22 protein-coding genes are annotated in these 18,266 nt (G+C 35.4%); 4 read left to right on the top strand and 18 right to left on the bottom strand.

Features of this window, described 5'->3' with window-relative positions:
• Positions 1-18: 18 nt before the first annotated feature.
• The 18 genes from HCH28_RS02185 to HCH28_RS02100 all read right to left on the bottom strand — a co-directional run bounded on the left by HCH28_RS02185 (position 19) and on the right by HCH28_RS02100 (position 14,908).
• Complete coding sequence (locus HCH28_RS02185) at positions 19-402, bottom strand: flagellar protein FlaG (RefSeq protein ID WP_221679457.1); 384 nt, start codon at positions 400-402, stop codon at positions 19-21.
• A 191-nt stretch (positions 403-593) separates the two neighbouring features.
• Positions 594-959, bottom strand: coding sequence for a DUF8042 domain-containing protein (locus HCH28_RS02180; RefSeq protein WP_221679451.1), 366 nt, complete (start codon positions 957-959; stop codon positions 594-596).
• Between the two features lie 71 nt (positions 960-1,030).
• Positions 1,031-1,732, bottom strand: a complete 702-nt coding sequence (locus HCH28_RS02175; protein ID WP_221679449.1) for a hypothetical protein — start codon at positions 1,730-1,732, stop codon at positions 1,031-1,033.
• Between the two features lie 131 nt (positions 1,733-1,863).
• Positions 1,864-3,504: a flagellin N-terminal helical domain-containing protein gene (locus tag HCH28_RS25290; protein ID WP_221679448.1), complete on the bottom strand. Its 1,641-nt coding sequence runs from the start codon at positions 3,502-3,504 to the stop codon at positions 1,864-1,866.
• Positions 3,505-3,649: 145 nt separating this feature from the next.
• Entirely contained in the window at positions 3,650-3,886 is a 237-nt protein-coding gene (gene csrA / locus HCH28_RS02165) for a carbon storage regulator CsrA (RefSeq protein ID WP_221679447.1), read from the bottom strand.
• A gap of 4 nt (positions 3,887-3,890) precedes the next feature.
• Positions 3,891-4,325 (bottom strand): flagellar assembly protein FliW, encoded by a 435-nt coding sequence (gene fliW, locus HCH28_RS02160; protein ID WP_221679446.1) that lies wholly within the window; start codon positions 4,323-4,325, stop codon positions 3,891-3,893.
• 12 nt (positions 4,326-4,337) lie between these two features.
• A complete protein-coding gene (locus tag HCH28_RS02155; RefSeq protein WP_221679445.1) occupies positions 4,338-4,904 on the bottom strand; it encodes a DUF6470 family protein in 567 nt (188 codons plus the stop codon).
• A 101-nt stretch (positions 4,905-5,005) separates the two neighbouring features.
• A complete protein-coding gene (gene flgL / locus HCH28_RS02150; protein WP_221679444.1) occupies positions 5,006-6,001 on the bottom strand; it encodes a flagellar hook-associated protein FlgL in 996 nt (331 codons plus the stop codon).
• Positions 6,002-6,030: 29 nt separating this feature from the next.
• Entirely contained in the window at positions 6,031-7,683 is a 1,653-nt protein-coding gene (flgK, locus tag HCH28_RS02145; protein ID WP_221679443.1) for a flagellar hook-associated protein FlgK, read from the bottom strand.
• Positions 7,684-7,699: 16 nt separating this feature from the next.
• A complete protein-coding gene (locus HCH28_RS02140) occupies positions 7,700-8,200 on the bottom strand; it encodes a flagellar protein FlgN (RefSeq protein ID WP_221679442.1) in 501 nt (166 codons plus the stop codon).
• A 27-nt stretch (positions 8,201-8,227) separates the two neighbouring features.
• A complete protein-coding gene (flgM, locus tag HCH28_RS02135) occupies positions 8,228-8,488 on the bottom strand; it encodes a flagellar biosynthesis anti-sigma factor FlgM (RefSeq protein ID WP_221679440.1) in 261 nt (86 codons plus the stop codon).
• A gap of 121 nt (positions 8,489-8,609) precedes the next feature.
• Positions 8,610-9,023: a TIGR03826 family flagellar region protein gene (locus HCH28_RS02130; RefSeq protein ID WP_004227580.1), complete on the bottom strand. Its 414-nt coding sequence runs from the start codon at positions 9,021-9,023 to the stop codon at positions 8,610-8,612.
• Positions 9,024-9,101: 78 nt separating this feature from the next.
• Entirely contained in the window at positions 9,102-9,692 is a 591-nt protein-coding gene (locus HCH28_RS02125; protein WP_221679438.1) for a ComF family protein, read from the bottom strand.
• Entirely contained in the window at positions 9,689-11,074 is a 1,386-nt protein-coding gene (locus tag HCH28_RS02120; RefSeq protein ID WP_221679437.1) for an ATP-dependent helicase ComFA, read from the bottom strand. Before HCH28_RS02120 ends, HCH28_RS02125 begins: the two co-directional genes overlap by 4 nt.
• A 44-nt stretch (positions 11,075-11,118) precedes the next feature.
• The gene (locus HCH28_RS02115) at positions 11,119-11,961 is read right to left on the bottom strand and encodes a DegV family protein (RefSeq protein ID WP_221679435.1); all 843 of its coding nucleotides are present in this window, start codon (positions 11,959-11,961) and stop codon (positions 11,119-11,121) included.
• A 257-nt stretch (positions 11,962-12,218) separates the two neighbouring features.
• The gene (locus tag HCH28_RS02110; RefSeq protein ID WP_004227588.1) at positions 12,219-12,764 is read right to left on the bottom strand and encodes a DUF3225 domain-containing protein; all 546 of its coding nucleotides are present in this window, start codon (positions 12,762-12,764) and stop codon (positions 12,219-12,221) included.
• A gap of 284 nt (positions 12,765-13,048) precedes the next feature.
• The gene (locus HCH28_RS02105; protein WP_004227590.1) at positions 13,049-13,723 is read right to left on the bottom strand and encodes a response regulator transcription factor; all 675 of its coding nucleotides are present in this window, start codon (positions 13,721-13,723) and stop codon (positions 13,049-13,051) included.
• Positions 13,724-13,759: 36 nt separating this feature from the next.
• A complete protein-coding gene (locus HCH28_RS02100) occupies positions 13,760-14,908 on the bottom strand; it encodes a sensor histidine kinase (RefSeq protein ID WP_221679434.1) in 1,149 nt (382 codons plus the stop codon).
• Positions 14,909-15,073: 165 nt separating this feature from the next.
• Between HCH28_RS02100 and HCH28_RS02095 the strand changes: the two genes are divergently transcribed.
• From HCH28_RS02095 to HCH28_RS02080, 4 genes are all read left to right on the top strand, one after another.
• Positions 15,074-15,709: a YigZ family protein gene (locus tag HCH28_RS02095; RefSeq protein WP_221679432.1), complete on the top strand. Its 636-nt coding sequence runs from the start codon at positions 15,074-15,076 to the stop codon at positions 15,707-15,709.
• 147 nt (positions 15,710-15,856) lie between these two features.
• On the top strand, positions 15,857-16,915 hold the full coding sequence (locus tag HCH28_RS02090; protein ID WP_221679431.1) for an LCP family protein: 1,059 nt from the start codon (positions 15,857-15,859) through the stop codon (positions 16,913-16,915).
• A 472-nt stretch (positions 16,916-17,387) separates the two neighbouring features.
• A complete protein-coding gene (locus tag HCH28_RS25365; protein WP_221679816.1) occupies positions 17,388-17,987 on the top strand; it encodes an accessory gene regulator ArgB-like protein in 600 nt (199 codons plus the stop codon).
• Entirely contained in the window at positions 17,984-18,130 is a 147-nt protein-coding gene (locus HCH28_RS02080; RefSeq protein WP_193767357.1) for a hypothetical protein, read from the top strand. The genes HCH28_RS25365 and HCH28_RS02080 overlap by 4 nt, the downstream gene beginning before the upstream one ends.
• Positions 18,131-18,266 lie beyond the last annotated feature (136 nt).

The following is an 18,266-nucleotide window of genomic DNA, read 5'->3' as shown; positions in this document are numbered from 1 at the left end:
TCCTCCTAAATAAGTGATTTATATTTTTTCGTCTACAATCATGCCAGCTAATTTTTGCATTTCATAAAATGCATTTAGTAAGCGTTCAGGCGGTATTTCCTTAATTACTTCCTCTGTTTCTTCATCAACTAAACGAACATAATATTTATTTAAGCCTTCATGTAATACAAATTTAGATGATTTTCTGTCTAAATGTAGAAAATCATTAATTGAATCAATTGCCTCTTTAAGCTTTTCTTTTGTTGATGACTCTTGATTAGAATCAATTGTCAAAGCTAGTTTATTTTCAGTTGATTCAATTATAGCAGTAGTATCTTCTATAGATTTATTGCTAATAGTTGATTTAGTTGTAGTTATTTGTTGGTTTTGAAATCCTTCTACATTTTGTGTTCCAATACGCATTTTTGATAACCTCCTAACTATTTTCAATCTAATTACAATTATTATCGACAAAATATACTTCTGTTTCATAGGTATTTTATAATAACTGGGTTAATAATCCACACAGAATAAAAAAAGGTAATATGTAGTTCAAGTTCTACACATCACCTTTATATATTTTTTAGAACTAACAATAAGCCACTATTATTCTATTAACCAACAAATTTTGTGAATTTCCAATCAGAAGCATTTTTGAATAATGGTTTTAATTCATTTTCAAGTAATTTTCCAACCTGTTCAAAATCTTCATTTGAAATGGCAGAATTAATTCTTTTAAATAAATCTATCGCTTGTTTTATTGGACTCTCAATTTGATAAGAATGGATTAACATCAAGTTTTCAGCTTCAATCAACCAAGAAAGACCTTCACTCAAAAATTGAAGATTAATAACTCCTGTTTGAAAATCCTTTTTAATAAAGGCATTCGAAATTACAGTACATCCATTCTCTATTTTCACAATATATTCATAATATGATTTCATCGTATCTTCTATTATTTCATTTACATTTTGTGTCATATAACTTTTCCCCTTTATAACTTTCTTAGTTTTATTATCGGTCGCAAACATGATAATCTAATTGTTAAACTTTACGTTTGATTTGTTGTTTGCACTCTACGCTGAAGCTCATCTAGTTCTTTTAATATTTTTGCATATTTTTGATCGTTTGCCTCTTGCTCTATTTCCGCTTGTGAACGAGGCTGAGGTAAAAGGGAAATAAAACGTGCTAAGGACAAAATCGTCATAAACACACCAATTAACCCTTGGAATTGTAAAATAAAAACAGCTAATACCGACCATTTCTTCTCATCAATATCCATTGTATAGGTCACCATATGCGTGAAACTACGATATACCGCAGTTGTAGCATCAACGTTTGTTAGGAAATGAAGAGTCACGTATGTACCGGCAAACCAAAAAACAATCTCAAAAAAATTATGTATTAGAGCGATTGTCATTCGACGATAGCTATGTAAAGAATAATCTGCATTATTATAAGGGTGTATTAAAATTACATTTAATTGATAAATAAAAATCTCAAATACACGGAGGCAACCATAGATGAGTAAAGCATATTTAACTGTATTTGATATGGAATCTAGTCCAGAAAAAATCACAAAAAGTAATGCTAAAATGGTATGCCCAACTAACCAACTATCTACAAAAAAATAATTACCTTTTGTATATTTAGGGAATATAAATCTTCGTATTATATAGAATAAGGAAAACTTTTCTAGTGCTGTCAATAAGCATGTCCACAGTGGAACAAGAAAAGATTTATTTCGATCCATAAAAACCTCCGGTGATCCAAAAGATAGATAATATTTAGATACTAAAATTTACTTCATTTTCTAATTTAATAACAAGATTGCAGAAAAAAATTCCATTAGGCAAAGCCTAATGGAATTTTTAAATTTGAAAATTAACCTAATAATTGAAGAACGCCTTGTGGCTGTTGGTTAGCTTGAGCTAACATAGATTGAGCAGCTTGAGTTAAGATGTTGTTCTTAGTGAACTCCATCATCTCTTTCGCCATATCTACGTCACGGATACGAGATTCAGCAGCTGTTAAGTTTTCAGAAGTAGCACCTAAGTTGTTAATTGTGTGCTCAAGACGGTTTTGAACCGCACCAAGTTGAGAACGTTGTCCAGAAACTTTAGCAATTGCTTTATCTAATGTATCTAATGCATTTTGAGCACCGGCAGAACTAGAAATATCTACACCTGTTACTCCTAAAGAAGCAGCACGCATGTCGCCAATACCAAAGTTCAATGTTTGACCTTTATTTGCACCAATTTGTAATGTCATTCCACCATTAGCAGAAGATTGAGTAGATGCTTGGCTTAGGCCTAAGTCTGCAACAGCTGTTTCTCCAGTTTTGTCTTTAAGTGACATTTCACCTGAAGGACTATTGATAACGAAGCGACCATCATCAGATATTGAGACATTCACATCTGTAATATGTCCTTCCTGTCCAGCAGTTTTACCTGTAGCCGTATTATATGCAGTAATTGCAGCATTAATTGCCGTTTCAAGTGCACCTCTAGCTGTATCCATGTCTGTACCATTTGCAACAGTTAGTGCTCCACTTTTACCGATTAATTGGTCACCAATGTAAACATCAAAATCTTTACCAGTTACAGAAGTACCATTATATTTTGAAGTACCTGTATTTGCTGTTGCAGACACAGCATCTGTTGTATCAGAAAGGAATCTAGTACCTACTGAAGTATTTGCTGCATTTGCTGTTAAAGTTACTTCAGATTTAGTACCTTTTGAACCACTTGTTAATACAAGCTTTCCTGCAGCATCAACATGGCCATTTACTGGAGCAATATTTTTTCCTGATGCTTCAATCGCTTTGTTGATAGTACTAGTTAAGATATCACCAATTTGTTTTACAGTAGTTGAGCTAGCACTCGATAAATCAGATTTTAATAGGTCTTTTTCTTCTTGTGTTAGCATTGTATCCCAGTTAACATCAATTTTTTGACCGTCAACTGTAAGCGTATCTGTACCAAAAGTTGTTGATGAATGGTCATCTTTAATTGCGTAGTTAGCTGTCATTTTTCCAGCTTCAAGTTTAGAAACTTGTGCACCAATAGTTGTATTACCTGATGAAGAAATACCTTGAGGTCCTGCTAAATTACCGTTAAGTAATTTTTGAGTGTTAAACTCAGTTGTGTTACCGATACGGTCGATTTCTTCTTTAAGTTGTTTAACTTCGTTTTGTAAAGCTTCGCGGTCTGAATCAGTGTTAGTACCGTTTGCAGATTGGTCAGCTAGCTCACGCATACGTTGTAGGATTGAGTGAGTTTCGTTTAACGCACCCTCAGCCGTTTGGATTAAAGAGATACCGTCTTGTGAGTTTTTAGTTGCCATATCAAGACCACGGATTTGAGAACGCATTTTTTCAGAGATTGAAAGACCTGCAGCATCATCGCCAGCACGGTTGATTTTGAATCCTGAAGATAATTTTTCTAGGTTTTTCGCTGATTGCGTGTTGTTGAAACCTAGGTTACGGTGCGTATTTAACGCAGCAATGTTATGTTGAATTCTCATAATAGAATTCCTCCTTGAATTGTATTTTTTACTTCACATCCGTGTGAAGTATAGTATGTAACTTTTGAATCACATTAGTGTTTCGCTGTTACATAGTTTATATCGTATAAGTTTTGGATAGTTTAATAGTTTTTTAGAGAAATTTTTATTTTTTTTCCGAAGAATTATTTTTTGTAATTCCCTGAAGAATACTTGCCTCTATCTTTAATGATGCATGATTTTCTGCCTGAATAGCCTCAAAAATTTCAGAACGATGAACTTTAACATTCTTCGGAGCCACAATTCCAATTTTTATCTGCTCACCATCAATAGATAGGATTTTAATTTCTATATCATTATTAATCATAATAGACTCATCTTTTTTTCGAGATAATACGAGCATTTATTTACACCTCATTTTTAGAAAATGGAAAGTGTAATGGATAGGTATGGTTATCGTTTAGTACTATTTGCTTCCCAAGTTTCTTTTTTATATTAATAATAATTGGTGCTAGTAAATTCATAGTTGATTTATTAAGAGAATCTTTCAATGTGACAATGGCATATGTAACAACATCTTCTTCGCTTTCAATCTGTAAATCAGCGATATCTTCCTCACTTATATCAAAAGCATAGTCAGTTTTAAATGTATATGGGTAGGCAATAACAAATCCAATACTAGCATCGTTTATTGATTGCAGAATGGCTATAGGAAGCTCAGAATCTATTGGTAATAAAACAAATCTTTTTTCAGTTGGAAAACCAGGCAATCCACGTTCAAAAGTTAAAATCTCTTTTTCATCAATTACTACTTCGCCTAATAATTTTGTTTGGATTTGCATATAAATTCTCCTTTAACTTATAACATCAATCGTTACAGATGGTCTTTGTAACATTGTACCAGTTACCTTACCAGGTGTATATTCATGGATAGGCTTGTTCACCTTAGTGTCAATTTTAGGTTCTTGACGTTTAATGTTTACATCTGTAGTACCTGGCGTATAGTCAATTTTCACAGATCCTACTGATGGCACAAATTTTATGTTATAGGGACCTGGACGTTTTGGACCTGTATTTTGCTTGGCAATACTTTGCATAACTGAACGCCCTTGTTCCTTACCTGCTCCATTCATCATTTGATACCCCTCTTGCACCCTCTTTGCAATTCCTTTGAGGTTACCTTCTCTCCCCGCTTGAGCATATTTCTCTATTGATTCTTTCGTAGTTAACATTCCAATATCACGTCTAGCTTGCGAGGAATCAATTTTCAAGTCACTTTTGGTTGTATGAATCTCCAGAATTGCAGCTGGCTGAGAAATACTTTGCTCAGCTCTTGGTTGTTGAATTCGTTGTACTGGTTCTTGTATGTTCCAATCCATTTTAATGTCTTTTGTCGTGATTTGAATTTGTGGGAACCTCATCATTTAACCCTCTCTTTCAAAAAAGCGTCTGAACATAGTGTTCAAACGCCATAAAATATTTGTTGAGTAATTGTATTTATTACAGAATATAAGCTGTAGGTTTATCGAATAAAATCTACTAGTGTTTGCTGAATAATTTTAGCCCCTACTGAGAGTGCTGCTTGATGGATAGATTCACTTGTAACTAGCTCAGTGATAGCCTTAGAATAGTCTACATCTTCGTTATTTGATAATTGTTTTGTAACACTTATCTCACGGATGGATAGACGATTCTCCATCATTTCAACTCGATTTTGGCGTGCACCTATATCTGCCTGTGCTTCAAGAACTTTATTGTGTAATGTCGTAATGTCATCGGAAGTACTAGTAGAAGAGAAACCACCTAAAGCATCACTAATTTCTTCACTAGTTGCCAACGGGCTTCTTTTAGGGTCTAATAGATTAGATAATTTCCCCATTAAAGCGTCCAAATTTCCGAATAAATCAGCACCAGGTGTATTAACCTGCATTTGTAGCCCGTCATAAACTTCTATTTTTACTTCACCATTTGGAGCGCTTACCTTTTGATCACCTGTCGCGGTTGTAGAAACAACTGTATTATCCAACAAATTAGTATAGTCAGCATTTATTGTTTTATTTCCATTTGCATCAGTTTCTGGTCCAAATAAGGGCTTTCCAGTATTTGTACCACTAAAAATGTATCTATCAGCAATTTTAGTATTCCCTACTTCTTGGAATTGTTTACGAATTTGATCGATTTCTGTTTTGATTTTTTCTCTCTCATCAATGGAATTTGTTCCGTTAGCGGCCTGAATTACTAACTCTCGAACACGCTTCATTTGTTCTCCAATTTGATTTAACGACTCATCCGAAGAATCTAGCCAATTATTCACTTCATTCATATTTCGTGTATATTGCTCAACTCTACCTAAATCGCGACGATAGCCCATCCCTTTTACAGCAATAACAGGGTCATCTGAAGGTCTAGTAATTTTTGAACCCGAATTAAGTTGATCTTGCAACTTTGACATCTTGCCGTAACTTCTATTTAAGTTTAATAACATGTTATTAGATAACATAGATTGCGTAACTCGCATTTTTATAAAAACCCCTTTCTAATAAATTTTTATAATCCTACACGGCCCATGCCATTAATAATCTTATCTAATGTTTCATCTACAACTGTAATCATACGTGCATTTGCGTTATAAGCCTGTTGGAACGTAATCATATTTGTCATTTCTTCATCCAATGACACCGAACTTACCGAATCACGATTATTAGAAAGTGTTAACAATAAGCTTTCAGACGTTTTGTTTAATCGATAAGCCTCTTCACCGTCAGTCCCTAACTTTCCTATCATGCCTTGATAGAAAGTGTTAAACGTCGCTCCCTCTAAGTGTTCTGTTGAGGGTGGAATTACTACAGTGTTTGTACCTACTGTAATCGTTAATCCACCTGCGCCAATTGATTTTGATTGGAGATTTGCAAGTTCAATAGCCCATTTACCATTTCCTTCTTCACCTTTTACAGATGACGCTGCTAATAAGGACGAATTTTTTTTCAAAACTTCATTTACTTTAATATTCGCAGCTGTAAACTTTTCTGGCGTCCCGCCATCACCAGTGAAAAATGCAACTCCAGCATCTCCATTTAAATCAAAGCCACCTTTATGTACTTCATTAAATGTATTAGCAAAGGTGCTTGCTAGTTTATTTAGGTCGGCTAATGTTTCTAGATAGTATCCTTTTTCACTAATCAAAGCACCACCTGCATCATATTCACCATAACCATATGAATTAATTAAAGATAGTAACTTTCCTTTTCCAGGTTCAAGATCATTATGCTTAATCGTTTTAACCCCTGCACCAGCTGCTGGCTTTGTTGGAGGATCATCTAAATCTGAAATTTCAATTTGCTTAAATACATTAGTCAAATCATTGCTATCAATAGGGCTAGATTTTTCACCAGTTGTATTCATTGCAACGTAGTTTTTGCCATTAACAAGTACAATCGGGTCGCCTGTTGAATATGATTTAAAAGAGATTGTTATACTTCCTTCCGCTACATTACTAGCATTACCACCTGAAGGAACACGTTCAATCGAAATAGGGATGTAACTGTTTAGTTCATCAATTAATACATCTCGTGCATCGTATAAATCATTTGGCACAAGTCCATTTGGTTCTACTTCTTGCACTTGTTTATTAATTGCAGCAATCTGTCGTAATAGAGAATTAATTCGGTCTGTAGCAACATTGATTTCATTCCCTAAATTACCTTGAATCGTTTTTAACTGTGTATCCATGTAATTAAAGGATTCTGCAAGGTGGGCAGCACGTTCGATAGCTACTCTTCGTGAAGATGCATTTTCTGGATTCGTACTAACATCCTCTAGCCCCTTCCAAAATTGCTCTAACGCTGCATTCAAACCAAATTGAGATGGCTCATCCATAATATCTTCCATTTGGGAAATGGCATTTGTACGAGATTCCCAATACCCCAACTTATTTGTTTCTTGACGATATTGACGATCAATAAATTCATCGCGAATACGTTGGATAGATGTTGCTTCGACACCCGTCCCAAGATGACCAGGATATGAAGGTGAATTTAGTCCGGCAGTTGGAAAACCTGGTGTTGCTTGCATATTTACTCGTTGACGAGAGTAGCCTAGTGTGTTGGCGTTGGAAATATTGTGACCTGTTGTATATAAAGCAGTTTGCTGTGTGAAGAGGCCACGTTTACTAGCTTCTAAGCCCATAAATGTTGAGCGCATGTTTCTTCCTCCCTTGTTATGCTTGTGAATCGAAATATGATTTTTTAGCTATATTGTTTGTGCCACGGACCTCATTGCTGGAATAGTTCATTTGCTCTGTACGAGGTCTTACTGCATCTAATGTTAGATTGACGACTTGTAAGGATTGGAAAACAAGTTTTTGATTTAGATCATTTTGTTTTCGTAGGTCATTGATAATTTGCATTAAACGTTCGCGAACTGCTGATAGTGTTGCTTTGTCAGCTTGTTGTTCAGCAGCCTCGATGACATCCGCGACAGTTGTTTTGTCAGCTGAAGCAAGTCCCTTTGCCTCAAGGTAGTCCGTTACCTGTTTCTGACGCTGTTGCTCAAGCTTATCGATGGCTGCTACGTGCGCCTGCTCATCCTTGAGCAATTGGTCTAGCGCTTCGATATCGCCAGCTTTAATAATTTCTGTTTTTTTAAAGGCTAGTTCGAGTAAGCTTTTATGCATTCTCTCTAGCATTGTTAGTGTAGAACTAATTGCTTCTACAGACATATCGTTATACACCCTTTCTGCTATTCCCTAGAAACGATAATATTTCAGCATATCCTGTGCCACTTTACGCGCATCTACTTTGTATTCCCCAGAAGCAATATCCTTTTTCAACTGTTGAACATGGTCTGCACGCTCCGAACTGTAGGTTGAAACACCTCGCATCTCTTGTGCAGCCTTTGAAATTTCAATTTTATCGGCGAAAGATGCCTTGTTTGTATTTGATTTCACATTGCGCACTTGGTTTTTATAGGCGTTTACTGCATTAACTCCATAAGATGTAATTTTCATTTCAATACCCCCCATCTCTAAATCCTATCTTACTATTATTTCGGATTGTCTCACATAATGTTAAGTTTTCACATAGAAAAAAGTGTGCTAATTTTGTTTAAAATTAACACACTTGGAGTAATTAACGTTTACGCTCTGAGTGATAGGTTACTCTCTCACGTTCCTCAACACTTTGGCGAAACTCTTTGGCAGCTTCAAATGTCCGTAAGTCTGCTTTTAATTCATCCTGACATTTCGAGCAGAGCTTTCCTGTCGTCGTTAGATGGCCACAGTTATCACATGGATAGCCTAGATTCGGGAACATTGCTGGCTGTAAACGGCCTTTACGGACCCATTTAAATAGTAAGTCTTTATCTGCTCCCGTTGCTTCTACAATACGTTCTACAGTTGCCGCACGGTTTTCACGTTTACGTAAGAAACGATAAACGATTTGATAAAGCTCCTCCTCTGATTGTGCACATTTATGACACACTTCTCGGACTCCTGTATAATTAAAAAACTCATTACATTTCGGACAATTACGAACCTCTGCCATTGGCCTTTCCTCCTCTTTCTAGCAAATTTATCTACGGATGCTGTCTCATTAACTATTATACATAATGCATTGGTATTTTCATCCTTCAATTAATGTGAAGTATTGGACATTTTTAGCACCCGCCTGCATTAAAACAGTTGTAGCATGCTGTAGAGTTGTCCCTGTAGTTTTTATATCGTCAAAAAGAAGATAATTTTTATGTTCGACTTGTGCACCCTCCTTTAATCTAAAAAGTGGAGCTGCCTGTATACGCTGCTCTCTATTTTTGGAGCTTTGGGTTTCTGTCGTTGTCTTTTCTAATAATTGCATAAAAGGAATATGCGCTGCCTTTAATAGTTCATTAGTATGCGAGAAAGTACGCTCCTGCTGCTTGAAAGGATGCATTGGAATGGGGAGAATAATCGCTTTTTCTCTATTGAGACGATCATAGAGCTCCTGACGAAATACCTTGGCAAGAGCCACATCTTGAAGAAACTTTAACTGGTGTAAGTAATCCTTCATCGCCTCATTATATTGATAAAGAGATGTAGCAGATTGAGAAGGTTCAAAACGAGCGGCACAACTTTCACATATAGTCGGCGAGAATTGCTTGGTTACAATCATTTTCCAGGAAATAGTTATTTTTAACGGCTGGGTACATATTAAACAATGAGATTCTATTTTATTCATTCAGAAAATCCCTTCTTATTATAAAATTGAATTTTTGCGCATGCCTCATCTATCTCTGCCGTGATGCCGTGATGAAAGAATAGGACGTCCCCATCAGGAAATTGAACATCTCGTCCAACTCGGCCTGCAATCTGAATGAGGGCATTGGCGGTAAAAATCAATGATTCTGCTCCAATAACAGCCACCTGTACATTGCTGATTGTAATGCCTCTTTCTAATATCGTAGTGGTTAATAAGCCGGGAACTTCTTTATTTCGTAGCTTTAACACCTTCTCCTTCCGCTCAGGGTCAGCTGCATGTACAGCTAATATGCCTTCATTTAACTCTTGAACAAGAGGTATTGCACGTTTCATTAAGTCAATTGTCGGGAAAAATAGTAAAAAGGGTTCCTTTTGGCATAAGCGCTCTTCTATCCATTTCTTCAACCTGTTGGGGATTTTACCTCGCTTGAAGCATTGATCATAGCCCCATAAAGAACGAACTTGTGGGACTGGTAATGGATGATTATGATAGCGTTTTGGAATAAAAGAGTGGCTTTCTTGCTGGAAAGTATGGAGTAATGATGCTGATGGGGTTGCTGTCACAAATACCAGAGGAGCATTTTCCTTTTTAGCCTTTTCTACTGCTCTTTGTAGAGTTTCATCAAATGTATAAGGAAAAGCATCCGCCTCATCTACAATAATGACATCAAATGCCTTATCAAATCGGTAGAGCTGATGGGTTGTTGCTATAACAAGCTGTGCATAGCCATTTTGGTGAGGTACTCCACCGTATAAAGCATGAATGGTTGTTTCAGGAAAAGCCTGTAGAAAGCGTGGATACAATTCTAACACTACATCTGTCCGTGGTGTAGCAATACAAACACGTAGCCCTCGCTTTAATGCATCATACACAGATGGGAAAAGTAGCTCTGTTTTGCCTGCACCACAAACTGCATGAATTAAATGCGAGCGTTTTGCTTTCACACTTGCTAAGATTTCATTTGCAGCCTGTTGCTGGAGTTCGGTGTATTGCCCTGCCCATTTTAATGAATGCTTGTTAATTTTTATCGCCTTGGGGCCTGTCCAAGTCATCAATTGTGTACAGCTACTGACTCTCCCCATCTTAATACAGTGTCGGCAGTAGACACATTGTTGCTGACATTTTGAGCAATCGAATTTTGTGAATAATTGAGGGTCTGTATTGTGGCAACGATTGCATTTCATAGCTGGCTTCATTTGAATTCCTTCTATTATACTGACGAATTTTCGCTGTATTGCTTTCTCAATATCTTCAGATGAAAATGGCGAATGTTCTTTTAACCAAATGCGACCTTCATGAAAATCACGTAATGCTGGGGGCAACAGCCAACCCCTATATCTCATTAAAACCTCCCCTTTCATAGAAAAAAGCCTCTACTTTTGCTGTAGAGACTTCTCACAATTCGTTATTTTTTTGTCCATCCTAATCCCATCGATCCTTCACCTAAATGGGTACCAATAACAGGACCGAAATAGCTTAGTTTAAAGTTTACGTTCGGGTACGTTGCGGCTAATTGCTCTAGCCATTCTTGCGCTTCGGCAGGGCAATTCCCGTGAATGACAACAGCGTCCATCACTGCATACTTTTTGGCATCCTCTGCTAGCAATTCTTCTGCACGCTTTAATGCCTTTTTACGTGTTCGGATTTTTTCGAAAGGCACAATTACCTTATCCACAAAATGTAAAACAGGCTTTACTTGCAATAAACCACCGATTAATGCTGCCGCAGAAGATAAACGCCCACCACGCTGTAAATGTGCTAAGTCGTCTACAATGAAGTAAGCACGAATAGACTGCTGCATGTCCGCTAATGCTGCAAGTATGTCTTTTGCTGAATGGCCCTCTTTCGCCATTTCCGCTGCCCTTAATACGTAAAAGCCTTGAACAGCACAGGATATTTCACTGTCAAAGGCATAAACATCAATGCCTTCCACCATTTCACCGGCCTGTACTGCACCTTGGTATGTTCCACTAATACCACTCGATAAATGGATGGAAATAATCTCATCGTAATCTTTTGCTAGCTCATCAAAAAGAGCGACAAATTCTCCGATTGGAGGCTGTGTTGTTTTGGGAAATTCTTTAGCTCCGCGCACCTTATCATAAAATTCAGATGCTGTGATATCTACTTCTTCTGCAAATAATTGACCTGAGATATTAACACTTAAAGGTATCATGTGAATGTTTAAGCGTGCACGTTCCTCAGCTGTAATATATGCAGTACTATCTGTTACGATTGCCGTCCTCATCCATGTCCACTCTCCTATAATTCTTAGTTTACAATCTATTTCTACTTGGTGCAATTGTTGTTCGTTGTTGTTACTGTCGCTTTTGCATATATTACGAAAACAAAAAGAAATGAATGTGAAATGAATGACGAACTTCGGATTCCCGTTCTCGCCCTTCTAGAGTTATGCTAGTAAGCTAGCTTCCATTTCACATTCATTGTCTATGTATAATAGGCATATCTTCACTCAATTGTTATGTTGAATGAAGATAGCTTCTGTTAATTTCCTGTACTTGACTGTGAGTCATCGCCAATATAAAAGACACTCGTCACTTTCCAATCATTGTCCTCTTTCACAAAGACTGTTACCTGACGTCCTGCACTTTCATGTTCGACATTTGTCTCAAGCTGAAGTGAGTGCATTTTCATGTTGGCAAATACTTGCGCCTCTTCTGATTCATACTTTGCAATTGTTACATTTTCTACTTCACGCTTAATATCAAATTGATCAAATACTTCTGATGCATATGTTTTTTCTTCATCGTATTTAAAACCCTTTGGATTTTTCGAGATTGTATTCATATAACGATCAATTTCTTCAGCATTTAATGCAGCAATATACTCATCAAAAGATGCTAAAATCGCCTTTTCATCTTCCGCTGGTACATTATCAGCCTTTTCTACGTTTCCACCCATCATTTCAAAGCCAACTGTACCATCCTCTATTACTTTATCTCGTTCTTCATCACTCATCTTTTCATCTTTATTACCACAGGCAGTTAACACTAATAAGATTAGAACTGCTAGAAAACTTTTCTTTAACATCAAAAAACCTCCCGCGCATATTGTAGCATATAAATGCTTTCGTAGGAATTTTGTTGTGCATTTTCAACATTTAAGTGCTACATCTTCCTTATGACGCATTAGGCTGTAAAATGTTGCATGAATTGCTAGTTACCATATTAATACTAATGAAAAGTAATGTTACAAAATTGTGAATGACCTATTCTTCATCAAGTAAGTTCAATACAAATTATTACCAAAAAACAATAAAAAACTGTTTTAAAAACTACTTCAAAAAAAGTAGCTTTTAAAAACAGTTTTAGCAATTAGCGTACTTCAACCCAACCATTTTTAATGGCTGTTACAACTGCTTGTGTACGGTCATTCACATTCATTTTTTGTAGAATACTTGATACGTGGTTTTTAACTGTTTTTTCAGAGATAAACAGTGTCTCACCGATTGTACGGTTTGATTGACCATCTGTTAATAATTGTAATACTTCACATTCACGCTTAGTTAGCAAATGGAATGGACGACGAATTTCAGTTTGATGGAAGTTTCCTTTATTTTCATGTTCTGAAAGTCGTTTAAATTCTGCTACTAGGTTTTTCGTTACTTTTGGATGTAAATAAGAACCGCCGTTGGCAACAACTTTAATCGCCTCAACGATTTCATCTGCATCCATCTCTTTTAACATATAGCCAAGAGCACCTGATTTTAATGCATGTGTAACATATGTTTCATCATCATGTATAGACAGCATAATCACTTTTGCATCTGGAAATTCAGTAATTAACTCTGCCGTTGCTTCTACTCCGTTTTTGCCTGGCATGTTAATATCCATAAGTACTACGTCTGGTTCGTTTTCAGCGTATAACGTAACCACATCTGTACCATCATCACCTTCAGCTACTACATCAAACGTATCTTCAAAATCTAAAATGCGTTTTACTCCTTCGCGGAATAGCTGGTGATCGTCTACAATAATAATCTTTGTCATTTGTCCTTTACCCCCTAAATTTCTGCAACAATTACATCATTCAGTTTTTAACGGTATTTTAAATAACACCGTCGTACCTCGATTGATTTCACTACTAATGGTGATAGTACCATTTAATATTTCAATCCGTTCTTTCATTCCTAATATTCCAAAGGAATGATCTTTCACTACTTGTGGGTCAAAGCCTATGCCATCATCTTTTACAACAATGTTGACGGCATCTTTTAACCATTCAAGCTTTACCCAAATGTCTTTACACTTACCATGTTTCATGGCATTTGTTACACATTCTTGTACTAATCGGAAAATGGATACTTCATAATTTGAAGGTATACGTTTTTCTGTACTTCTCGATTGGAAATGAATTTCAACACCTGGATTATATTCAGTCACTGTCGATAAATACTTCTTTAATGTCGGAATAATTCCCAAATCATCAAGTGCCATTGGTCGTAGATCATAAATAATACGTCGCACCTCAGATAAAGCATTACGTACCGTTTTCTTTAAATCGGCAATTTCAGCCAAAGCCTTTTCAATACCTTTTTCACGATACGTTCTATCTATTAAATCCGTGCGCATAAGGACATTTGCAAGCATCTGAGCAGGTCCATCGTGAATTTCTCTTGATAAACGCTTACGTTCTTCCTCTTGAGCTGCAATAATACGTATCCCAAAATCCTGTTTCATTTTTGCTTGTTCAAGGGCTAAACCAACATTTCTTAAATCTGAAGTTAAGTAATTCAAAACGACATTTACCTGATTAACAATATGATCAGCACGTTCAATCGTATCGAGTAATCCTCTTAATCTTCTCTCTAGATCATCTCTTTTATCCCGTAGCTGTTTTTCTTGTGTTCTAATAACGGAGAGCTTTACTTGAAAATCATGTGCAGTTTCATATGCTTCTCTAACTTGTTCTTCGGTATAATTATCAAAAGCTTTACTCACTAGCACAAGTCGTTGCTTAGCAAGCTGCGTACTTTTTTCCAATGCATCGCCATCATCAATTACGATTGATATTTGTTTTCGAACAATTTCCAGCTCTTTTTGCATATCTTCAAAGCTTCTGCGGCTTTGTTCACTTATAATAAAGATATCATCCTTTGAGCTCATGATTGTATCTAACATTCGATTAAAAATGTCATCAAGCGACTTTAAATCGAAGGTATCATTTGAAAACATAGTATACTCCCCAGTCTAATGTCTTATGATTACTTACTAATTTAATAGACTAAAATCACATATTCCATAGTCTACACCTATTATAGCATTACCATGCTAAAATTTAATGCTTTTTCTTCATGAAAATTATAGAATAGAACTCTAGTTAAAAGGAGATTGATACGAATGAGAGAAAACTATTTAACAGTAAAAGGATATGGTGAAAGCGAAATTGTCATTTCCAAATCTCGCTTTCTCACTTATATAGAACGTGCAGAAACGGAAGAGGATGCAATTTCTTTTATAGATGGTATAAAAAAATTGCATCATAATGCAACACATAACTGCTCCGCATATATTATTGGAGAGCATGATCATATTCAAAAGGCAAATGATGATGGGGAACCTAGTGGTACTGCAGGCGTCCCTATGTTAGAGGTCTTAAAAAAACAAGGGTTAAAAGATACGGTCGTTGTTGTGACCCGCTATTTTGGAGGCATTAAGCTCGGTGGTGGTGGTCTTATTCGTGCGTATGGAAAAGCAACTACAGAGGGATTAATTGCTGCACAGATAGTTGAACGTAAATTGCATCATTTCTTGAAAGTAGCTATTGATTATACATGGCTAGGAAAAGTCGAAAATGAAATAAGAAGTTCATCATATTCTTTAGAGGAAATACGTTATTTGGAGGGTGTTGAAATCATTGTTTCTGTGCTAAAAGAGGAAGAAGAACAGTTCCGAAGTTGGATAACAGAAATGACAAATGGACAGGCTACCATCACTTTCGAAGATGCTCAATTTGTAGAATTTATTGTCAATTAAATAGTTTTAATTGTCGAAACTAAATATGCATAGTATAATTTTTTTGTTAAGCTATTTTATTGTCCACACAATTACTTAGTTAAAATTGAATAAAATTTAGCTTTATCGCATTATTATTCCCAATAATTAGAGGAGAATATATTTATTATGAAAAAAAGATCTATTAGTCCGACTAAAAAGAGGTCTTCTAAAGCTTCATTAATTATAAAAGTTACACTACTCCTTGTTGCAAGCTTGGTGATTTGTGTAACGGCTTACGCTGTTTACCTGACTAAACAGGTAGAGCATGCTGCCGATTCTGCACATGAAGAATTAGAAGGCCGAGAAGTTTCTACACTTCGCGAAGAAAAAGTAGAGCCAGTACATGATAATGTATCCATTTTATTTGTCGGGGTTGATGATAGTGATAATCGAGGACAGGGTTCGGACCATTCACGTTCCGATGCACTCGTTTTAGCTACATTAAATAATAAAACACAAACTATTAAAATGCTAAGCATACCCCGTGATTCATACGTTTATATTCCTGAAGTAGGCTATAAAGATAAAATTACCCATGCTCATGCATATGGGGGCACACTGGCATCAATTGATACTGTTGAAAAATTATTAGATATTCCAATTGACTATTATGTACGTATGAATTTCAATGCTTTTATTGATGTAGTTGATGCATTAGGCGGTATTGAAGCTGAAGTACCTTATGCTTTACATGAATTAGATGAATTCGACAAGTATACAATCAACCTACAACCAGGTTTACAACAGTTAAACGGTAGCCAAGCACTTGCACTTGCAAGAACACGTAAACAAGATAATGATATTGAGCGCGGTAAACGTCAACAAGAAATTCTTTCAGCTATTATCAAAAAAGTTGCCTCTGTTAAGACAATAACAAAATACGATGATGTTATTAAGGCACTTGGTGATAACATGAAGACTAATATGACATTTACTGAAATGAAATCTTTCTTGTCCTATTTATCAGAGGGTGTACCACGAATCGATACTTTAACATTAGATGGTACTAATGATACATCAACTGGGATATATTATTATCAATTAAATCAAGAATCTGTTAATGAAGTGAAAGAAACATTAAAAAATCATCTTGGATTAAATGAATCTTCATCAAGTCTTACTAGTAACCGTACTGAAAGAAATGCCATCAGCGAAGAATCTTCGACTAATGAGCAACCTCAATAAATCTAAAAAGCCTTTCCATTTTAATTCATGGAAAGGCTTTTTTATATGAACTCTTATTAGACACTACTCCAATGTTTTAACAACAGTCACTCTAAGAACGCTTATTTCATCATCAAGATAGTGCTATCCGTCTATTTGCCTCTTATACTCACCTCTTGACAGTTTTTATAGCCCCATAATTAACTGCTGATCAAAGCCCAACAGCTAAGTGGATACATTATTAAACAAAAAAAATAATTTATAATTTCTTATCATCTACAAGAAAGTTTAGTGATATTCACTATCCGCTAATTTTCCAATCTTAAAATTAACCTTACTGTTCTGTCTTGTCTAATAACCATAAGAGAGCTCTACTCTTCAAACGTATTGTGAAACTATACTAATTAACATCGTAAAGTTTTACCACTTATTACTATAAATAAGATTGATTGTTAGAAGTTTATTTAGTAATATAAAAATTGTAATAATTTGAATTATTTGTTATTTTATAAAGGGGGCTGCATGTATTTTTTCTAGTTTAGAGAAACGAATTACAAATATACTTATTCAAGAAAGTCATTTTGAAGTTGAACGGGAGAAAATTTTATTCGGTGTCAGGATTATACTGAATGATTTTTGGAAATTTATTATCGTATATATAATCGCTATGCTGTTAGATTGTCTCTTAGCAACTTTGGTAGCACATTTAGTCTTTTATTTCTTAAGGCAAGTTTGTTTTGGATTTCACTTTCAAAATAATCTCGTTTGCTTAATTGCAAGTATCACAACTTTACCAATTAGCGTTTACATCATCAAGAATATGAATTATTTTCAAGAATATATGACAATAGTAGCTGCAATCTCATCGCTAATTCTAGCTATATTTGCTCCGGCCGAAACTAAGAAAAGGCCTGTATATAATCAGCGCCATAAAAATTTTTTAAGAAAGAAGTTACTTATTCGTTTATTAATTATTTGGGCAATAATTTTTGTACTTTATAAAAATGTCATAACGAACTTTATTTCATTTGGCGTTACTTTAATAGCAGTATTCGTACTTTTTCAAAAACTAGCAGGAGGTAAACTAAAATGAAAATAAAAAAAACAATTCTTAATAAAATATCAGGTCTGGTAATTTTATTTGCAAGTTCAGCAACAGTCCTTGGCTGTACTTTTTTATTTAATGAGTTAGATGTTCCTGAGTCTTTACGAAATCAACATGAATTTAACAAATAGTTGGAGGAAGACCAATCGAAGAAAAGCTTGTTTTTACAATTTTATTGGAGTTTCTTACTATTGGAATATCACTTTTCTATTTACAAAAATTAAAACCTAGCAGAATTACATTTTTAATTAGTGTAAGTATTTGTAT

Origin of the sequence: Lysinibacillus sp. K60, assembly GCF_019731275.1 — a bacterium.
In the GTDB taxonomy this organism is placed as follows: domain Bacteria; phylum Bacillota; class Bacilli; order Bacillales_A; family Planococcaceae; genus Lysinibacillus; species Lysinibacillus capsici.
Note: the sequence above shows the minus strand (reverse complement) of the source record. Positions and strands in the feature narration are given on the sequence as shown.

Bases quoted from the DNA above. Each gene is read 5' to 3' on its own strand.
- HCH28_RS25290 (WP_221679448.1), bottom strand. From the start codon at position 3,504: ATGAGAATTCAACATAACATTGCTGCGTTAAATACGCACCGTAACCTA.
- HCH28_RS02105 (WP_004227590.1), bottom strand. From the start codon at position 13,723: ATGACAAAGATTATTATTGTAGACGATCACCAGCTATTCCGCGAAGGA.
- HCH28_RS02155 (WP_221679445.1), bottom strand. From the start codon at position 4,904: ATGAGGTTCCCACAAATTCAAATCACGACAAAAGACATTAAAATGGAT.
- HCH28_RS02130 (WP_004227580.1), bottom strand. From the start codon at position 9,023: ATGGCAGAGGTTCGTAATTGTCCGAAATGTAATGAGTTTTTTAATTAT.
- flgM (WP_221679440.1), bottom strand. From the start codon at position 8,488: ATGAAAATTACATCTTATGGAGTTAATGCAGTAAACGCCTATAAAAAC.
- HCH28_RS02080 (WP_193767357.1), top strand. From the start codon at position 17,984: ATGAAAATAAAAAAAACAATTCTTAATAAAATATCAGGTCTGGTAATT.
- HCH28_RS02180 (WP_221679451.1), bottom strand. From the start codon at position 959: ATGACACAAAATGTAAATGAAATAATAGAAGATACGATGAAATCATAT.
- csrA (WP_221679447.1), bottom strand. From the start codon at position 3,886: ATGCTCGTATTATCTCGAAAAAAAGATGAGTCTATTATGATTAATAAT.
- HCH28_RS02125 (WP_221679438.1), bottom strand. From the start codon at position 9,692: ATGAATAAAATAGAATCTCATTGTTTAATATGTACCCAGCCGTTAAAA.
- fliW (WP_221679446.1), bottom strand. From the start codon at position 4,325: ATGCAAATCCAAACAAAATTATTAGGCGAAGTAGTAATTGATGAAAAA.
- flgK (WP_221679443.1), bottom strand. From the start codon at position 7,683: ATGCGCTCAACATTTATGGGCTTAGAAGCTAGTAAACGTGGCCTCTTC.
- HCH28_RS02095 (WP_221679432.1), top strand. From the start codon at position 15,074: ATGAGAGAAAACTATTTAACAGTAAAAGGATATGGTGAAAGCGAAATT.
- HCH28_RS02110 (WP_004227588.1), bottom strand. From the start codon at position 12,764: ATGTTAAAGAAAAGTTTTCTAGCAGTTCTAATCTTATTAGTGTTAACT.
- HCH28_RS02175 (WP_221679449.1), bottom strand. From the start codon at position 1,732: ATGGATCGAAATAAATCTTTTCTTGTTCCACTGTGGACATGCTTATTG.
- HCH28_RS02115 (WP_221679435.1), bottom strand. From the start codon at position 11,961: ATGAGGACGGCAATCGTAACAGATAGTACTGCATATATTACAGCTGAG.
- HCH28_RS02090 (WP_221679431.1), top strand. From the start codon at position 15,857: ATGAAAAAAAGATCTATTAGTCCGACTAAAAAGAGGTCTTCTAAAGCT.
- flgL (WP_221679444.1), bottom strand. From the start codon at position 6,001: ATGCGAGTTACGCAATCTATGTTATCTAATAACATGTTATTAAACTTA.
- HCH28_RS02140 (WP_221679442.1), bottom strand. From the start codon at position 8,200: ATGTCTGTAGAAGCAATTAGTTCTACACTAACAATGCTAGAGAGAATG.
- HCH28_RS02100 (WP_221679434.1), bottom strand. From the start codon at position 14,908: ATGTTTTCAAATGATACCTTCGATTTAAAGTCGCTTGATGACATTTTT.
- HCH28_RS02120 (WP_221679437.1), bottom strand. From the start codon at position 11,074: ATGAAAGGGGAGGTTTTAATGAGATATAGGGGTTGGCTGTTGCCCCCA.
- HCH28_RS02185 (WP_221679457.1), bottom strand. From the start codon at position 402: ATGCGTATTGGAACACAAAATGTAGAAGGATTTCAAAACCAACAAATA.